12 protein-coding genes are annotated in these 15,613 nt (G+C 70.1%); 6 read left to right on the forward strand and 6 right to left on the reverse strand.

What is annotated here, in order from left to right:
* Window positions 1–78 precede the first annotated feature (78 nt).
* Entirely contained in the window at window positions 79–3,216 is a 3,138-nt protein-coding gene (gene ileS, locus ABT063_RS12920; protein ID WP_351057305.1) for an isoleucine--tRNA ligase, read from the reverse strand.
* 604 nt (window positions 3,217–3,820) lie between these two features.
* Here ileS and ABT063_RS12925 point away from each other — a divergent pair.
* The 5 genes from ABT063_RS12925 to ABT063_RS12945 all read left to right on the forward strand — a co-directional run bounded on the left by ABT063_RS12925 (window position 3,821) and on the right by ABT063_RS12945 (window position 8,784).
* Window positions 3,821–4,993: a TraR/DksA family transcriptional regulator gene (locus tag ABT063_RS12925; RefSeq protein WP_351057306.1), complete on the forward strand. Its 1,173-nt coding sequence runs from the start codon at window positions 3,821–3,823 to the stop codon at window positions 4,991–4,993.
* A gap of 74 nt (window positions 4,994–5,067) precedes the next feature.
* Complete coding sequence (lspA, locus tag ABT063_RS12930) at window positions 5,068–5,679, forward strand: signal peptidase II (RefSeq protein WP_351057307.1); 612 nt, start codon at window positions 5,068–5,070, stop codon at window positions 5,677–5,679.
* Between the two features lie 75 nt (window positions 5,680–5,754).
* Window positions 5,755–6,699 (forward strand): RluA family pseudouridine synthase, encoded by a 945-nt coding sequence (locus ABT063_RS12935; RefSeq protein ID WP_351057309.1) that lies wholly within the window; start codon window positions 5,755–5,757, stop codon window positions 6,697–6,699.
* Window positions 6,696–7,163 carry a GNAT family N-acetyltransferase gene (locus tag ABT063_RS12940; RefSeq protein ID WP_351057311.1) on the forward strand — a complete coding sequence of 156 codons (468 nt, stop codon included), beginning with the start codon at window positions 6,696–6,698 and terminating at the stop codon, window positions 7,161–7,163. The genes ABT063_RS12935 and ABT063_RS12940 overlap by 4 nt, the downstream gene beginning before the upstream one ends.
* 34 nt (window positions 7,164–7,197) lie before the next feature.
* The gene (locus ABT063_RS12945) at window positions 7,198–8,784 is read left to right on the forward strand and encodes a Na+/H+ antiporter (RefSeq protein WP_351057312.1); all 1,587 of its coding nucleotides are present in this window, start codon (window positions 7,198–7,200) and stop codon (window positions 8,782–8,784) included.
* 141 nt (window positions 8,785–8,925) lie between these two features.
* On the opposite strand, the gene ABT063_RS12950 is transcribed toward ABT063_RS12945, so the two are convergent.
* Window positions 8,926–10,038 carry a mechanosensitive ion channel family protein gene (locus tag ABT063_RS12950; protein WP_351057313.1) on the reverse strand — a complete coding sequence of 371 codons (1,113 nt, stop codon included), beginning with the start codon at window positions 10,036–10,038 and terminating at the stop codon, window positions 8,926–8,928.
* A 120-nt stretch (window positions 10,039–10,158) separates the two neighbouring features.
* On the opposite strand from ABT063_RS12950, the gene ABT063_RS12955 reads away from it, so the two are divergent.
* Window positions 10,159–10,728, forward strand: a complete 570-nt coding sequence (locus tag ABT063_RS12955; RefSeq protein ID WP_351057315.1) for a dienelactone hydrolase family protein — start codon at window positions 10,159–10,161, stop codon at window positions 10,726–10,728.
* Here ABT063_RS12955 and ABT063_RS12960 read toward each other — a convergent pair.
* The 4 genes from ABT063_RS12960 to ABT063_RS12975 form a co-directional block, all read right to left on the reverse strand.
* Window positions 10,725–12,428 (reverse strand): alkaline phosphatase D family protein, encoded by a 1,704-nt coding sequence (locus tag ABT063_RS12960; protein ID WP_502990806.1) that lies wholly within the window; start codon window positions 12,426–12,428, stop codon window positions 10,725–10,727. The genes ABT063_RS12955 and ABT063_RS12960 overlap by 4 nt on opposite strands.
* A gap of 80 nt (window positions 12,429–12,508) precedes the next feature.
* Window positions 12,509–13,321, reverse strand: a complete 813-nt coding sequence (locus ABT063_RS12965) for a thioredoxin domain-containing protein (RefSeq protein ID WP_351057316.1) — start codon at window positions 13,319–13,321, stop codon at window positions 12,509–12,511.
* 87 nt (window positions 13,322–13,408) lie between these two features.
* Entirely contained in the window at window positions 13,409–14,101 is a 693-nt protein-coding gene (locus ABT063_RS12970; RefSeq protein ID WP_351057317.1) for a hypothetical protein, read from the reverse strand.
* Between the two features lie 79 nt (window positions 14,102–14,180).
* Window positions 14,181–15,506: a DUF2252 domain-containing protein gene (locus ABT063_RS12975; RefSeq protein ID WP_351057318.1), complete on the reverse strand. Its 1,326-nt coding sequence runs from the start codon at window positions 15,504–15,506 to the stop codon at window positions 14,181–14,183.
* Between the last annotated feature and the right edge of the window lie 107 nt (window positions 15,507–15,613).

Genomic DNA, 15,613 nt, shown 5'->3' on the forward strand with positions numbered 1-15,613 from the left:
GCCCCCCTGCGGCCCGCGCGGCGGGGTGGCGGGCGGTGCCCCCGCCCCGCCCCCCCCCCCCGACGGCGTTGTAGAGAGCTACGCCTTGCGGAGGCGGAACGTCAGGGTCAAGCCGGTGTCGGTGAACGGGGCGCCGTAGCTGTCGTCCGCCTCGCCCTGGGCGAAGTCCGTTGACAGGACCTCTTCGGCGATCAGACCGGCGTGCTCGGACAGGGCCGCGGTCACCGCCGGGTCCGTCGCGGTCCAGCGCAGCGCGATGCGGTCGGCCACGTCCAGGCCACTGTTCTTGCGGGCCTCCTGGATCAGGCGGATCGCGTCACGGGCCAGGCCCGCCCGCCGCAGCTCCTCCGTGATCTCCAGGTCCAGGGCGACCGTCGCGCCGGAGTCGGACGCCACCGACCAGCCCTCGCGCGGCGTCTCCGTGATGATCACCTCGTCGGGAGCGAGGGTGACCGTCTCACCGTCCACCTCCACCGACGCCGTGCCCTCACGCAGTGCCAGGGAAAGGGCGGCCGCATCCGCGTTCGCGATCGCCTTCGCCACGTCCTGGACCTTCTTTCCGAACCGCTTGCCCAGCGCACGGAAGTTGGCCTTGGCCGTGGTGTCGACCAGGCTGCCGCCGACCTCGCTGAGAGACGCCAGCCCCTCCACGTTCAGCTCTTCCGTGAGCTGCGTGTGCAGCTCGGGGTTGAGGGAGCCGAAGCCCGTCGCCGCCACCAGCGCCCGCTTCAGCGGCTGACGCGTCTTCACGCCCGACTCCGCGCGCGTGGCACGGCCCAGCTCCACCAGCCGCCGTACCAGAACCATCTGCTTCGACAGCTCGGGGTCGATCGCCGTCAGGTCAGCCTCCGGCCAGGACGCCAGGTGCACCGACTCCGGGGCGCCCGGGGTGACCGGCACGACCAGGTCCTGCCAGACCCGCTCCGTGATGAACGGCGTCAGCGGGGCCATCAGCTTGGTGACCGTCTCGACGACCTCGTGCAGCGTGCGCAGTGCCGCCTTGTCGCCCTGCCAGAAGCGGCGACGGGAGCGGCGTACGTACCAGTTGGACAGGTCGTCGACGAACGCCGAGAGCAGCTTGCCGGCGCGCTGGGTGTCGTACGCCTCCAGGGACTGGGTGACCTGGTCCACCAGCGCGTGCAACTCGCTGAGCAGCCAGCGGTCCAGCAGCGGGCGGTCCGCCGGGGCCGGGTCCGCCTCGGACGGGGCCCAGTCGGACGTGCGCGCGTACAGAGCCTGGAACGCGACCGTGTTCCAGTAGGTGAGGAGCGTCTTCCTCACCACCTCCTGGATCGTGCCGTGGCCCACGCGGCGTGCCGCCCACGGGGAGCCGCCGGCCGCCATGAACCAGCGGACCGCGTCCGCGCCGTGCCGGTCCATGAGCGGGATCGGCTCAAGGGTGTTGCCCAGGTGCTTGGACATCTTGCGGCCGTCCTCGGCGAGGATGTGACCGAGGCAGACGACGTTCTCGTACGACGACTTGTCGAAGACCAGGGTGCCGACGGCCATCAGCGTGTAGAACCAGCCTCGCGTCTGGTCGATGGCCTCGCTGATGAACTGCGCCGGGTAGCGGGACTCGAACAGTTCCTTGTTCTTGTACGGGTAGCCCCACTGCGCGAACGGCATCGACCCCGAGTCGTACCAGGCGTCGATGACCTCCGGCACACGCGTCGCCGTCTTCTCGCACTGGGGGCACGCGAAGGTGACCTTGTCGATGTACGGGCGGTGCGGGTCCAGGCCGGACTGGTCGGTGCCGGTCAGCTCGGTCAGCTCGGTGAGCGAGCCGACGCAGGTGAGGTGGTCGTCCTCGCAGCGCCAGATCGGCAGCGGGGTGCCCCAGTAGCGGTTGCGGGACAGCGCCCAGTCGATGTTGTTGTTCAGCCAGTCGCCGTACCGGCCGTTCTTGACCGTGTCCGGGAACCAGTTGGTGTTCTCGTTCTCCTGGAGGAGGCGGTCCTTGATGGCCGTGGTGCGGATGTACCAGGACGGCTGCGCGTAGTAGAGGAGCGCGGTGTGGCAGCGCCAGCAGTGCGGGTAGCTGTGCTCGTACGGGATGTGCTTGAGGAGGAGACCGCGCTGCTGGAGATCTTCGGTGAGCTTTTCGTCCGCCTTCTTGAAGAAGACGCCGCCGACCAGGGGGACGTCCTCCTCGAACGTGCCATCGGGACGGACCGGGTTCACGACCGGCAGGCCGTAGGCGCGGCAGACCTTGAGGTCGTCCTCACCGAAGGCGGGGGACTGGTGGACGAGACCGGTGCCGTCCTCGGTGGTGACGTACTCGGCGTTGACCACGAAGTGGGCCGCTGCCGGGAACTCGACGAGCTCGAACGGACGCTGGTAGGTCCAGCGCTCCATCTCGGCGCCGGTGAAGGTCTGACCGGTGGTCTCCCAGCCCTCGCCGAGCGCCTTGGCGACGAGCGGTTCGGCGACGACGAGCTTCTCCTCGCCGTTCGTCGTGACGACGTAGGTGACCTCGGGATGGGCGGCGACCGCCGTGTTGGAGACCAGCGTCCAGGGCGTGGTCGTCCACACCAGGAGCGCGGCCTCGCCGGCGAGCGGACCGGAGGTGAGCGGGAAACGGACGTACACGGACGGGTCCACGACCGTCTCGTAGCCCTGAGCCAGCTCGTGGTCCGACAGGCCGGTGCCGCAGCGGGGGCACCAGGGGGCCACGCGGTGGTCCTGCACCAGCAGGCCCTTGCCGAAGATCTCCTTGAGCGACCACCAGACCGACTCGACGTACTCCGGGTCCATGGTCCGGTAGGCGTCGTCGAGGTCGACCCAGTAGCCCATGCGGGTCGTCAGCTCCGCGAAGGCGTCGGTGTGCCGGGTCACGGACTCGCGGCACTTGGCGTTGAACTCGGCGATGCCGTACGCCTCGATGTCCTGCTTGCCGCTGAAGCCGAGCTCCTTCTCCACCGCCAGCTCCACCGGCAGGCCGTGGCAGTCCCAGCCGGCCTTGCGGGCCACGTGGTGGCCGCGCATGGTGCGGAAGCGGGGGAAGACGTCCTTGAAGACGCGCGCCTCGATGTGGTGGGCGCCCGGCATGCCGTTGGCGGTGGGCGGGCCCTCGTAGAACACCCACTCGGGGCGGCCCTCGGACTGCTCCAGGCTCTTGGCGAAGATCTTCTGCTCGCGCCAGAAGTCGAGCACGGCGTGCTCGAGCGCGGGCAGGTCGACCTGGGCGGGCACCTGGCGGTACGTCGGCGTTGTCATCAGCGAGCTTCCTCCGGCGGACTTGCTGCCTTCCGTCCGGAGGGACGAGAGCTACGTGATTTCCTACGCCGTCTTCGGCGCGCTCCCGCGGTACCACCCTCCTTGGCTCCCCGGTGCGTCGTCCACGCCGGTGAGCCCCCTCATTGGGGTCGCGATGCCGGTTCTACCGACCGCCGCCGTTCGGCTGCGGCTTTCTTCCGGCGGCTCCGGGGTGATCTTCACGTCGCGCTCGCCCCCGGGCTTCCACCGTCCCCGGGTCGCTCTGGGCTGCGTACGCCGCTACTCGTCCCCATCCACGCTTTTCGCTCCGCCCAGTGTACGGCGCCGCGAGGACAGCGGCCGACCGGTTTTCCGGCGGCGCGGGGCGGTGGGCGCGGAGGGCGTGTGATGACCCGAATGGGGTGGTGCACGTGTTCGGATTCTGGGACGTCCGGCCCGGCGGATTACCTGGCGGGGAGCTGGGCACAACGCATGCAGGTTTGTCGCGCGGCATCCGCGAGGCGGGCGAATCGGGCGGTGCGCCCCGTTGCCGCGGGACTCAAGTCGATTTATCGTCCCAGCACGATTCGCGAGCAAGATCACAATATGTGAAGGGGCCGCGACCATGGTGGCGAAGAAGACCGCCGTACAGCAGTCGGCGTCCGGCAGGTCCACACATGCCTCCGGCGGTGCGGCCAAGGACGTGGGCGGGAAGAAGAGCACGCAGGGGGCTTCGGCCAAGCGGGCGGCCAAGGCCGTGAAGACGGTGGGTACGGCGGCGAAGAAGACCGCCCTGAAGAAGACCGCCGAGAAGGAGGCGGCTCCCAGGAGCGCGGGCGCGGGAGCCAAGAAGGCCGTCCCGAAGAAGGCGGTCACCAAGAAGGCTGCCGCGAAGAAGACCCCGGTCAGGAAGACGGCCTCGGCGAAGAAGACCGCCACGAAGAAGGTCACGGCTTCCAATGCGGCTCCTTCCAAGAAGCCGGCCGCGGAGGAGGGGGCCGAGAGAACGGCGGCCAAGGAGGCGGCCGGGAGGAAGGAAACGGCAAAGAAGGCCGTAGCGAAGAACGCCGTGGCGAAGAAGCCGGCGGCCACAAAGGAGGCGGCCACGAAGGAGGCGGCCACGAAGGAGGCGGCCACGAAGAAGGTGGTCGTGAAGAAGACAGCTGTCCCTGAGGGCACGTCCACGAAGAGCGCCCCTACGAAGAGCGCCTCCACGAAACGCGCCTCTACGAAGAGCGCGGCCCACAAAAGTGCGGCCAAGAAGAGCACGGCCAAGAAGGCGGGCGCGGCCGAGGCCGCGGAGCAGACGGGAGCCACGACGGTGGTTACGAAGAAGACTCCTGGCACGGCCATGGCGGCGAAGACCGCCGTTCCCAAGGCAAGGATCGCCGCGGCGGAGCCCGGCGAGCTCGCGGTGCGCCCCGGTGAGGACCCCTGGACCCCGGAAGAGGTCGAGGAAGCGCGCGCCGAACTGCAGTCCGAGGCGACTCGGCTGAGCAACGAGATCACCTCGTCCGAGGAATCCCTGGTGGGCCTGATGCGGGACTCCGGGGACGGCGCCGGCGACGACCAGGCGGACACCGGGACCAAGAACATCACCCGTGAGCACGAGATGGCCCTGGCGGCCAACGCGCGCGAGATGCTGATCCAGACCGAGCGTGCCCTGGAACGGCTCGACGCGGGCACGTACGGCCTGTGCGAGAACTGCGGCAACCCCATCGGCAAGGCCCGCATGCAGGCCTTCCCACGGGCCACGCTGTGCGTCGAGTGCAAGCAGAAGCAGGAGCGACGGTACTGATCGGTTCCCGGGTGCTTGCTGGTGGGCGTGCCGTACTCTCGTCCTCAGTCAGGTAACTAGGTTGAGGGACTCACGTGGCAGAGGCGGAGCGCATCATCGGTACGCCGGACACCCCAGAGGGGTCGGGGGCCGAGCCGGAGCAGTCGTCCGGGCCGGAATCCGGTTCGGACGGGCAGGAGAGTGCCGGCGCGCGGCCCAGGGGCAAGCGGCGGATCGCCGTCCTGTTCGCCGTCGCGGCCTTCGCGTACGCCCTCGACCTGATCAGCAAGATGATCGTGGTCGCCAAGCTGGAACACCACCCGCCGATCGAGATCATCGGGGACTGGCTGAGGTTCGAGGCCATCCGCAACGCCGGTGCCGCCTTCGGCTTCGGCGAGGCCTTCACCGTGATCTTCACGGTGATCGCCGCGGCGGTGATCGTGGTGATCGTCCGGCTCGCCCGCAAGCTCTACAGCCTGCCCTGGGCGATCGCCCTCGGCCTGCTGCTCGGCGGCGCGCTCGGCAACCTCACCGACCGGATCTTCCGCTCGCCGGGCGTCTTCGAGGGCGCGGTCGTCGACTTCATCGCGCCCAAGCACTTCGCCGTCTTCAACCTCGCAGACTCGGCGATCGTGTGCGGTGGCATCCTGATCGTGCTGCTGTCGTTCAAGGGCCTCGACCCGGACGGGACCGTCCACAAGGACTGAGTCCGCGACGGGCCCGTGCAGGGTTTTCCACAGGCTCCGTACGGGGCCGTCGGGCCCGTCCGGCATACTCGACGGGTGAGCACCATTCCCGAGATCCGTAACCTGCCCGTGCCCGACGGCCTGGAGGGCGAGCGCGTAGACGCCGCCATCTCCCGCATGTTCGGCTTCTCCCGGACCAAGGCGGCCGAACTCGCCGCCGCGGGGAAGGTCACGGTCGACGGATCGGTGGTCGGCAAGTCGGAGCGCGTGCGCGGCGGGGCCTGGCTGGAGGTCGAGATGCCGCAGGCGCCCGCGCCGGTGCAGATCGTCGCCGAGCCGGTCGAGGGCATGGAGATCGTGCACGACGACGATGACGTGGTCGTGATCGTCAAGCCGGTCGGCGTGGCCGCGCACCCCAGCCCCGGCTGGAGCGGACCCACGGTCATCGGCGGGCTCGCCGCCGCCGGCTACCGGATCTCCACCTCCGGCGCCGCCGAGCGCCAGGGAATCGTGCACCGCCTCGACGTCGGCACGTCCGGCCTGATGGTCGTGGCCAAGTCGGAGTACGCGTACACCTCGCTCAAGCGCCAGTTCAAGGAGCGCACGGTCGACAAGCGGTACCACACGCTCGTCCAGGGCCACCCCGACCCGACCAGCGGCACCATCGACGCGCCCATCGGCCGCCACCCGAACCACGACTACAAGTGGGCGGTCACCGCCGACGGCAAGCCGTCCGTCACGCACTACGACCTCATCGAGGCCTTCCGCGCGGCCTCCCTCCTCGACGTCAAGCTGGAGACCGGCCGCACCCACCAGATCCGCGTCCACATGGCCGCCCACCGCCACCCGTGCGTCGGTGACCTGACGTACGGCGCCGACCCGACGCTCGCCAAGCGGCTCCGCCTCACCCGCCAGTGGCTGCACGCCGTGCGGCTGGGCTTCGAGCACCCCGGGGACGGACAGTGGGCGGAGTTCGCGTGCGACTACCCGGACGACCTTCAGCAGGCCCTCGACCAGGTCCGCGAGGAGACATACGCATGAGCGGGCCGTACGTCGTGCGGGTCGCCGAGGACCTGGCCGACCGTGAGGCGTGCTTCGCGGTGCGCAAGGAGGTCTTCGTCGGCGAGCAGGGGGTCCCCGAGGACATCGACTACGACGCCTACGACCCCGTCGCCCTGCATGTGCTGGCGGTCCGGGAGGACGGGATGCCGCTCGGGACCGGGCGGCTGCTGTACGGCGAGGCGGCCGCCACCAAGACCGACGGCGACCAGGCCGTCGGCTCCCTCGGACGGCTCGCCGTGACGAAGGCCGCGCGCGGGCTCGGCGTCGGGGCGGCCCTCGTCCGCGCCATCGAGGACGCGGCACGCGCGCGTGGGCTCGCGGCCGTGGACCTGCACGCGCAGACGCACGCGCTGGGGTTCTACGAGCGGCTGGGGTACGCGGCGTACGGGCCGGAGTACCTGGAGGCCGGGATACCGCACCGGGCCATGCGGCGCGTGCTGTAGCCCAGAACGTCGATACGCCCCCGGAGCGTTGACCGTGGATCAGTTGGCCCTGCTGTTCGTGCTGTTGCTCGGGGCCGTGGTGAGCGTTCCGGTCGGTGACCGGCTGGGGCTGCCGGCGCCGGTGCTGATGACACTCCTCGGAATCGTCCTCGCGCTGCTCGACTTCGTGCCGAACGTCACGATCCCGCCGGACCTCATCCTGCCCCTGCTGTTGCCGCCCCTGCTGTACGCCGCCGTACGACGCACGTCCTGGCGGCAGTTCGCGGCCAACCGACGGCCGATCTTCCTGCTGGCCGTGGCGCTGGTGTTCGTCACCACCGTGTGCGTGGCCGCCGTCGCGAACGCGATCGTGCCGGGGCTGCCGATCGCCGCCGCCGTGGCGCTCGGCGCGCTGGTCGCGCCGCCCGATCCGGTCGCGGCGACCGCTGTCGCCGGGCAGCTCGGGCTGCCGCGCCGGCTGGTGTCCATCCTGGAGGGCGAGGGGCTCTTCAACGACGTCACGGCCATCGTGCTGTACCACGTGGCGATCGCCGCGGCCGTGAGCGGGACCTTCTCGCCGTGGGAGGCGGGGCTCGACCTGGTGCTGTCCGCCGTGGTGGCGGTGGCGGTCGGGCTGGCGCTGGGCTGGGGTGCCAACAAGCTGATGGATCTGCTGGGGGACGCGACCCTGCAGATCTCGCTCACGCTGCTGGTGCCGTACGCCTCGTACGTGCTGGCGGAGGAGTTCCACGGGTCCGGGGTGCTCGCCGTGCTGACCACCGCACTGTTCCTCGCCGAGTACGCCACCGATCCCGACGACGTGATGACGCGGCTCGCCGGGCACACGTTCTGGGGCATCGTCGACACGCTGGTCACCGGGGTCGCGTTCGGGCTGATCGGGCTGGAGCTGCACCACGCGGTCCGGACGGCGTCCGGGCGGTGGGGGGAGATGCTCGGGTGGGCGGCGGCGATCGTGGGGGTGGTGGTGCTGGTGCGGCTGGCGTGGTTGCTGCCGGCCACCTGGCTCGCCCGGCGGATGCACGCGAAGCGGGACCACGACGAGGACATTCCGGTGAGCTGGCGGGAGACCGTCGTCATGTGGTGGTCGGGGATGCGGGGAGTGGCCTCGGTGGCGCTGGCGCTGGCGATTCCGTTGAAGACCGATGAGGGGGCGGCCTTTCCGGACCGCGACGAGATCGTCTTCATCGCCTTCGGAGTGATCATGGCGACGCTGGTGTTGCAGGGGCTGACCCTGCCGTGGCTGGTGAAACGGCTCGGGGTGCGGGCCGACACGGATCGCGAGAAGGAGTTCGAGAAGGCGCTGGCGCTGCGGGCGGCGAAGGCCGCGAAGCGGAGGCTGCGGGAGATCGAGGCCGTGGAGGAGTTGCCGGAGGAACTGTCCGAGCAGATGCTTCGGCGGGCCTTCGACATCGGGGTGCGGATCAGTCCGGACGTGGGGGAGGACGAGCGGCGGGAGGCGCATGACAAGCGGGTGCGCAGGCTGAAGCGGGTGCGGCGGATTCAGGGGGAGATGTTGAGCGCGGCGCGGCATGAGGTGTTGGCGGCGCGGGGTGAGGCGGGAGCCGATCCGGAGGTGGTGGATCGGGTGTTGCGGCACCTTGATGTGCGGAGTTTGCGGTGAGTCGGGGGGTGCGGGGGTGTGAGGGTTCTCGTTGGTTGGTCTCCCACCCACGCACCACCCGTTTCCAGTTGGTCGAGGGGCTGGACTCTCCTCTGGGGGTTGATCGCCGTTGGCGGCCGCCGGTCTCGCCTTCGTCCTGCCTCAGCGGTCCGCTCTCGGCGGCTCGTATGCCCGGCGCGGGGATGCCCCGTCGGAGGACGGGTGGCCGTTCGTGCGGTTCGGGGGGAGGGACGCTTCCGCCGTGTTGACGCGGGGGAGGGCGTACGGGTGTTCGTCGGCCAGCCAGCTGATCATTCGCTCGCGGATCGTGACCCGTACCGTCCAGATGTCGTCGGCGTCCTTGGCGGTCGCCAGGGCCCGTACCTGCATGGTGTTCGGGGTGGTGTCCGTGACGTCCAGGCCGTAGGCGCGGCCGTCCCAGGCCGGACACTCGCGCAGGAAGTCGCGCAGCTTCTCGCGCATCGCGTCCAGGGGTGCCGAGTGATCGACGTGCCAGAAGACGGTCCCGGTCATCTGGGGGGTGCCGCGTGACCAGTTCTCGAAGGGCTTGGACGTGAAGTACGAGACCGGCATGGTGATCCGGCGCTCGTCCCAGGTCCGTACGGTCAGGAACGTCAGCGTGATCTCCTCGACCGTGCCCCACTCGCCGTCCACCACGACCGTGTCGCCGATGCGCACCATGTCGCCGAAGGCGATCTGCAGCCCGGCGAACATGTTGCCGAGCGTCGACTGGGCGGCCACGCCGGCGACGATGCCCAGGATTCCGGCCGAGGCCAGCAGCGAGGCGCCCGCCGCGCGGAACGCCGGGAAGGTCAGCAGCATCGCCGCCACCGCCACCACGCCGACGACAGCGGAGACCACCCGCATGATCAGCGACACCTGCGTACGCACACGCCGTAGCCGGGCCGGGTCGCGGTGGGCGCGGGCGTAACTCGTGTACGTCGTCTCGACTATCGCGCCCGCGATGCGGATCACCAACCAGGCGGTGGCCCCGATCAGCACGAGCGTGAGCGTCCGGCCGACGGCGGCGCTGTGCCGCTCCAACAGCTTCGTCTCGTCGTACGACGCTCTCAGCATCGCCGCGCACAGCACGAGCTGGTACGGGATACGGCCCCGGCGCAGTAGACCCCACAGCGGGGTCTCGTGATGCCGTTCGTCGGCCTTGCACAGCAGACGGTCGGTGATCCAGCCGATGACCAGTGTGACCGCGACCGCGCCGCCGACCACGATCAGTGGGCGGAGTAGGTTCTCCATGCCCTCGAACGTAACCGCCCCCGGGCGGGCATGAACATGTGACTTCGCGCTCAAGGTGGGTACGGCCGCGGCCCCCGCGCCGGGACCTGCGCTGTCGTACCCGGCTGGCACCATGGCCTCATGAACATCATGCTCTTTCACTCGACCTATGGCCTCAGGCCCGCGGTGCGCGCGGCCGCGGACCGGCTGCGTGCCGCGGGGCACGAGGTGTGGACGCCGGACCTCCTCGAGGGTCGAACGTTCGAGACGGTCGAGGAGGGCATGGCCTTCCATGACGAGGTCGGCAAGGACGAGCTGCTCAAGCGGGCCGTCCTGGCCGCCGCGCCCTACTCGGAGCGCGGGCTGGTGTACGCCGGGTTCTCGCTCGGCGCCTCCATCGCCCAGACCCTCGCGCTCGGCGACGACAAGGCCCGCGGGCTGCTGCTTCTGCACGGCACGTCGGACATCGCGCCGAACGCGAGCGTGGACGAGCTGCCCGTGCAGCTGCATGTCGCCGAGCCGGATCCGTTCGAGACGGACGACTGGCTGAGCGCCTGGTATCTCCAGATGGGCAGAGCGGGTGCGGACGTGGAGGTGTACAGATACGCCGGGGCCGGCCACCTGTACACCGACCCCGACCTGCCGGACTACGACGAGGAGGCCGCCGAGGCCACCTGGCGGGTGGCGCTCGGCTTCCTCGAAACGCTCTAGACGGGGTCGTAGGCGCGTTCCACTTTCTGCGTGCCGCTGCGTGTGCGGTACGAACGGGCCCAGGACGAGGTCGCGTCCGGCTTCGTGCGGTCGGACAGGACGTAGTAGTCCATCTGCGCGCGGTCGGCGGTGATGTCCAGGACGCCGTAGCCGTGGCGGTCGGTGTCGACCCAGCGGACGTGCCGGTTGGCGGCCTTGATGATCGGCGCGGCGACGGCGGAGATCGTGCCCTCGGGGGCTTTCACGATGTCGTCGAGGTTGTCCGAGGTGACCGAGGTGACCACGAACTCCGTGGCGGCCGAGGCGGACAGCGGGTACGTACCGGCGTCCACCGGCACGTCGTTGGCCCACGCCATGTGGATGTCGCCGGTCAGGAAGACCGTGTTGCGGATGGCGTTCGAGCGCAGGTGCGCGAGAAGTTCCCGACGGTCGTCCGTGTAGCCGTCCCACTGGTCGGTGTTGAGGGCGAGTCCCTCCTTGGGCAGGCCCAGCAGCTCGGCGAGTGGCTTGAGCAGATCCGCGGTGAGCGAGCCGATCGCGAACGGCGAGATCATCACCGAGTTGCCCACCAGCCGCCAGGTGGTGTCGGACGCCTTCAGGCCCGACTTCAGCCAGTCGAGTTGGGCGCGCCCGGTGAGCGTACGCTCCGGGTCGTCGACCGAGCCGTTGCCCACGGCGACCTGCTGCGAGCGGAAGGAGCGCAGGTCCAGGAGCGAGAGGTCGGCGAGCTTGCCGAAGCGCAGCCGCCGGTAGGTGGTGCCCGCGACCGCCGTGCGCACCGGCATCCACTCGAAGTAGGCCTGCTTGGCGGCGGCCTGACGGGCGGACCAGGCGCCCTCGGCGCCCTCGGTGTGGTTCTCGGCGCCGCCCGTCCAGGCGTCGTTGGCGAACTCGTGGTCGTCCCAGATGGCGACGACCGGGGCGGCGGCGTGCAGGGCCTTCAGGTCCGGGTCTGTCTTGTAACGGCCGTGCCGGGTGCGGTAGTCGGCGAGGGTGAGGATCTCGTGCGTGGGTGCGTGCGGCCGTACGACGGTGTCGCGTGTGCCGTACTCGCCGGTGCCGTACTCGTAGACGTAGTCGCCCAGGTGCAGCCAGGCGTCCAGGTCGCCCCGGGCCGCGAGATGGCGGTACGACGAGAAGTGGCCGGCCTCCCAGTTGGAGCAGGAGACCACGCCGAAGCGGAGGTTGGCCACGGACGCGTCCGCCGCCGGCGCGGTGCGGGTACGCGCCACCGGGGAGTCGGTGCCGCCGGCCGAGAAGCGGAACCAGTAGTCGGTGGCCGGCTCCAGGCCGCGCACATCGGCCTTGACGGTGTGGTCGGAGGCGGCGGTCGCGGTGACGGAGCCCTTGGCGACGATGTTCGTCAGCGCCTTGTCCTTGGCGATGACCCATTCGACCTCGGTGGTGGGGCCGAGCCCGGAGCCGGGTGTCGCCTCGGCGGTGGGCGTGACGCGGGTCCACAGCAGGATGCCGTCGGGCAGCGGGTCGCCGGAGGCGGCGCCGTGCAGGAAGGCGGGGGCGGCGTCGGCGGCCCGGGCGGGCAGGGCGGCGGTGAGCGGGCCGGCCAGGACGGCGGTGGCGGCCGCGGCCTTGACGACCGTACGGCGGCGCGGGGACAGCGAGTCGGCGCTCGCGGACGGCGAGGAGGCGCTGTCGGACGTGGAGTTGGCGCTTTCGGATGATCTGTATCGACTGGTCACGGGCGATCAGATTACTGACCAGTACGATAAAAGAGCGGGCGAACTGTAAAAGTTCGCCCGCTCTTCTACTGAAGGTCGGTTCAGGCCTTGAGGGCCGCCTCGATCGCCGTGTTGAAGTCGGCGACCGTCATCGGCGCGTTCTTGCTGCCGGGGGCGGTCAGCGTCTTGCCGTCCATCTTCAGGGTCGGGGTGCCCTGCACACCGCTGTCGTCGAACTTCGCGGACATCTCCAGCGCCCACTTGTCGTAGGTGCCGTTCTTCACGGCGTTCTGGAACTTCGTGTTGCCCTTCAGGGCGGAGACGGTGTCCGCGATCTCGATGAGGTAGTCGTCGTCCTTGAACTTGTCGTCGGACTCCTCCGGGTGCCACTTCGCCGAGTACATCGCGGTCTTGTACTGGAGGAAGGCCTCGGGGCTGACGTTGAGCGCGGCTCCCAGGGCGCTGAGCGCGTTCTTCGAGCCCTCGCCGCCCAGGCCGTTGTCGAGGAACGTGGCGCCGATGTACTGGACCTTGAACTTGCCGTCCTCGACGTCCTTGTCCAGGGTCGAGCCGACGGTCTGCTCGAACTGGGCGCAGACCGGGCAGCGCGGGTCCTCGTACATCTCGAGGGTCTTCTTGGCGCTGCTCTTGCCGATGACGACGGTCGTGCCGTTCTCGCCGGTGGTGTTGGCCGGCTTGACGAGCTTGTCGTCCTTCGCGGCCTCCCAGTAGCCGGGCTTGTTGCCCTGGACGACCGCGTAGCTGATGCCGCCTGCTATCGCCAGGACGCCGACTATGGAGCCGGCCACGATGACCTGCCGCTTGATCTTGTCGCGCTTGGCCTGGCGCTCGCGCTCCTGGCGCAGCCGCTCGCGGGCGGCGCTCTTCGCGGCCTGGCTGTTCCGCTTGCTCATGGGTGATCTCCGTAAGGGGACGCGCACACGTGGTGTGCGGGGATACATATGGGGGACTGGTGGTGCTCAGGTGCGTTCAGCGCTTGTTCAGGCGAAAGCGACCGAGCACGGCGGTCCACGCCGTCCCAGGGAGTGCACGAGGAACCGCTCGCGCGCGGTGGTCGTACGGCGGGCGGGGCGCCGCGGGCGGCCCACCTCGGAAGCCGGCCGGACCGTCACCGCGGCGACCGCCAGCAGCAGTGGCCGGAACGTGGTCGCGGCCACCGCCCGCAGCAACTGGGCCAGTGCCCGCTCGCCGCGGCGCAGCCAGGCGGCGGCGAGGAGACCCACGCCGACGTGCGCGCCGAGCAGCAGCCAGGCGGTCGCCGGGTCGGCATGGGCGAGCAGACCGCCGAGCCGGTCGGTGTCGGTGCCCGTCACCCTCGCCAGCGGGGCGCCCACGCTGGTGCCGTCGCCGCACAGCACGTCGAATCCGAAGGAGCGCAGCGGGCCCGCGACCGGGCCGCCGGCCGCGCCGTAGCAGACGTGCTGCCCGGTGGTGAAGACGGTGTCGGCGGCCAGCTCCAGCGGGATCAGCAGGGCGGCGATCCGGCCGAAGCCGCGCTCGCGGCCGGCCAGGGCGTAGGCGAGGACGAACACGGCGACGGCGATCACGGCCACCGTGTTCAGCGGCAGCGGGACCCTGGACAGCAGGACGTGCGACGCGGTGCTGAGCGTCACGACGACTGCCGTGAACAGCGCCGCGCGTACGGCTCTGAGCTGGGTCCCGGATATGTCCATAGCTAAGGAGAGTCTGTCACGTGGGTCGGTAAGGGACCCCTAAAGGGTCCCTGTGAGGCGGCTGATCGACAGCGGACTGTTAGAGACCCGGAATCCGGCTGTTGCGGAACAGGTCCACGAAGATCTGGTGGTCGGCACGCGCGCGTGCGCCGTAGCCGTGCGCGAAGTCGACCAGCAGGCCCGCGAAACCGTCCTCGTCGGCCGCGATCGCCGCGTCGATGGCCCGTTCGGTGGAGAACGGCACCAGGGACTCGCCGGAGGTGTCGTCCGCCGCCGAGTGCATGGTGGCGGTGGCCCGGCCCAGGTCGGCGGCGACCTGGGCGATCTCCTCCGGGTCGTCGATGTCCCCCCAGTCCAGATCCACCGCGTACGGCGAGACCTCGGCGACCAGCTGGCCCGCGCCGTCCAGCTCGGTCCAGCCCAGCCACGGGTCTGCGTGCGCCTGGAGGGCGCGCTGCGAGATCACCGTGCGGTGGCCCTCGTGCTGGAAGTAGTCGCGGATCACCGGGTCCGTGATGTGCCGGGAGACGGCCGGCGTCTGGGCCTGCTTGATGTAGATCACGACATCGTTCTCCAGGGCGTCCGTGGCGCCCTCAAGGAGGATGTTGTACGACGGCAGGCCCGCCGAGCCGATGCCGATGCCGCGGCGGCCGACGACGTCCTTCACGCGGTACGAGTCCGGGCGGGCCAGCGACGACTCCGGGAGCGTCTCCAGGTAGCCGTCGAAGGCCGCCAGCACCTTGTAACGCGTGGCCGCGTCCAGCTCGATCGAGCCGCCGCCGGGCGCGAAGCGGCGCTCGAAGTCGCGGATCCCCGTCATCGACTCGAGCAGTCCGAAGCGGGTGAGGGAGCGGGCGTCGCGCAGGGCGTCCAGGAGCGGGCCCTGGGCGGTGTCCAGGGTGAAGGGCGGCACCTCGTCGCTCTTGGCGCCGGTGGCCAGGGCGTGGATCCGCTCGCGGTACGCGCCCGCGTACACCTGCACCAGCTCGGTGATCTGCTCGTCGCTGAGCGCCTTCGCGTACCCCATCAGCGCCACGGAGGCGGCGAGGCGCTTGAGGTCCCAGGTGAAGGGGCCGACGTACGCCTCGTCGAAGTCGTTGACGTTGAAGATCAGGCGGCCCTGGGAGTCCATGTACGTGCCGAAGTTCTCCGCGTGCAGGTCGCCGTGGATCCACACCCGGGACGTCCGATCGTCCAGGTAGGGCCCGCCCCGCTTCTCGGCGTCGATGTCGTGGTAGAAGAGGCACGCCGTGCCGCGGTAGAACGCGAACGCGGAGGCCGCCATCTTCCGGAACTTCACGCGGAACGCGGCCGGGTCGGCGGCCAGGAGCTCGCCGAAGGCGGTGTCGAAGACGGCGAGGATCTCCTCGCCGCGGTGCTCGTCATTGAGCTGCGGAACCGACATCGCTGGGTGCCTCCTGGTACGGGTGGAGCGTGACATGGCGGTGCTGACATGGTGGGCGGATCTTCCCTCACGCCCAACGTTCGACGGCGCTCGGGAGTGCCCGTGTT

The organism is Streptomyces sp. NPDC002838, from assembly GCF_040295365.1.
Classification (GTDB): domain Bacteria; phylum Actinomycetota; class Actinomycetes; order Streptomycetales; family Streptomycetaceae; genus Streptomyces.

Coding starts and splice junctions, on each gene's coding strand:
- ileS (WP_351057305.1), bottom strand. CDS start 3,216: ATGACAACGCCGACGTACCGCCAGGTGCCCGCCCAGGTCGACCTGCCC.
- ABT063_RS12925 (WP_351057306.1), top strand. CDS start 3,821: ATGGTGGCGAAGAAGACCGCCGTACAGCAGTCGGCGTCCGGCAGGTCC.
- ABT063_RS12940 (WP_351057311.1), top strand. CDS start 6,696: ATGAGCGGGCCGTACGTCGTGCGGGTCGCCGAGGACCTGGCCGACCGT.
- ABT063_RS12950 (WP_351057313.1), bottom strand. CDS start 10,038: ATGGAGAACCTACTCCGCCCACTGATCGTGGTCGGCGGCGCGGTCGCG.
- ABT063_RS12955 (WP_351057315.1), top strand. CDS start 10,159: ATGAACATCATGCTCTTTCACTCGACCTATGGCCTCAGGCCCGCGGTG.
- ABT063_RS12965 (WP_351057316.1), bottom strand. CDS start 13,321: ATGAGCAAGCGGAACAGCCAGGCCGCGAAGAGCGCCGCCCGCGAGCGG.
- ABT063_RS12970 (WP_351057317.1), bottom strand. CDS start 14,101: ATGGACATATCCGGGACCCAGCTCAGAGCCGTACGCGCGGCGCTGTTC.
- ABT063_RS12975 (WP_351057318.1), bottom strand. CDS start 15,506: ATGTCGGTTCCGCAGCTCAATGACGAGCACCGCGGCGAGGAGATCCTC.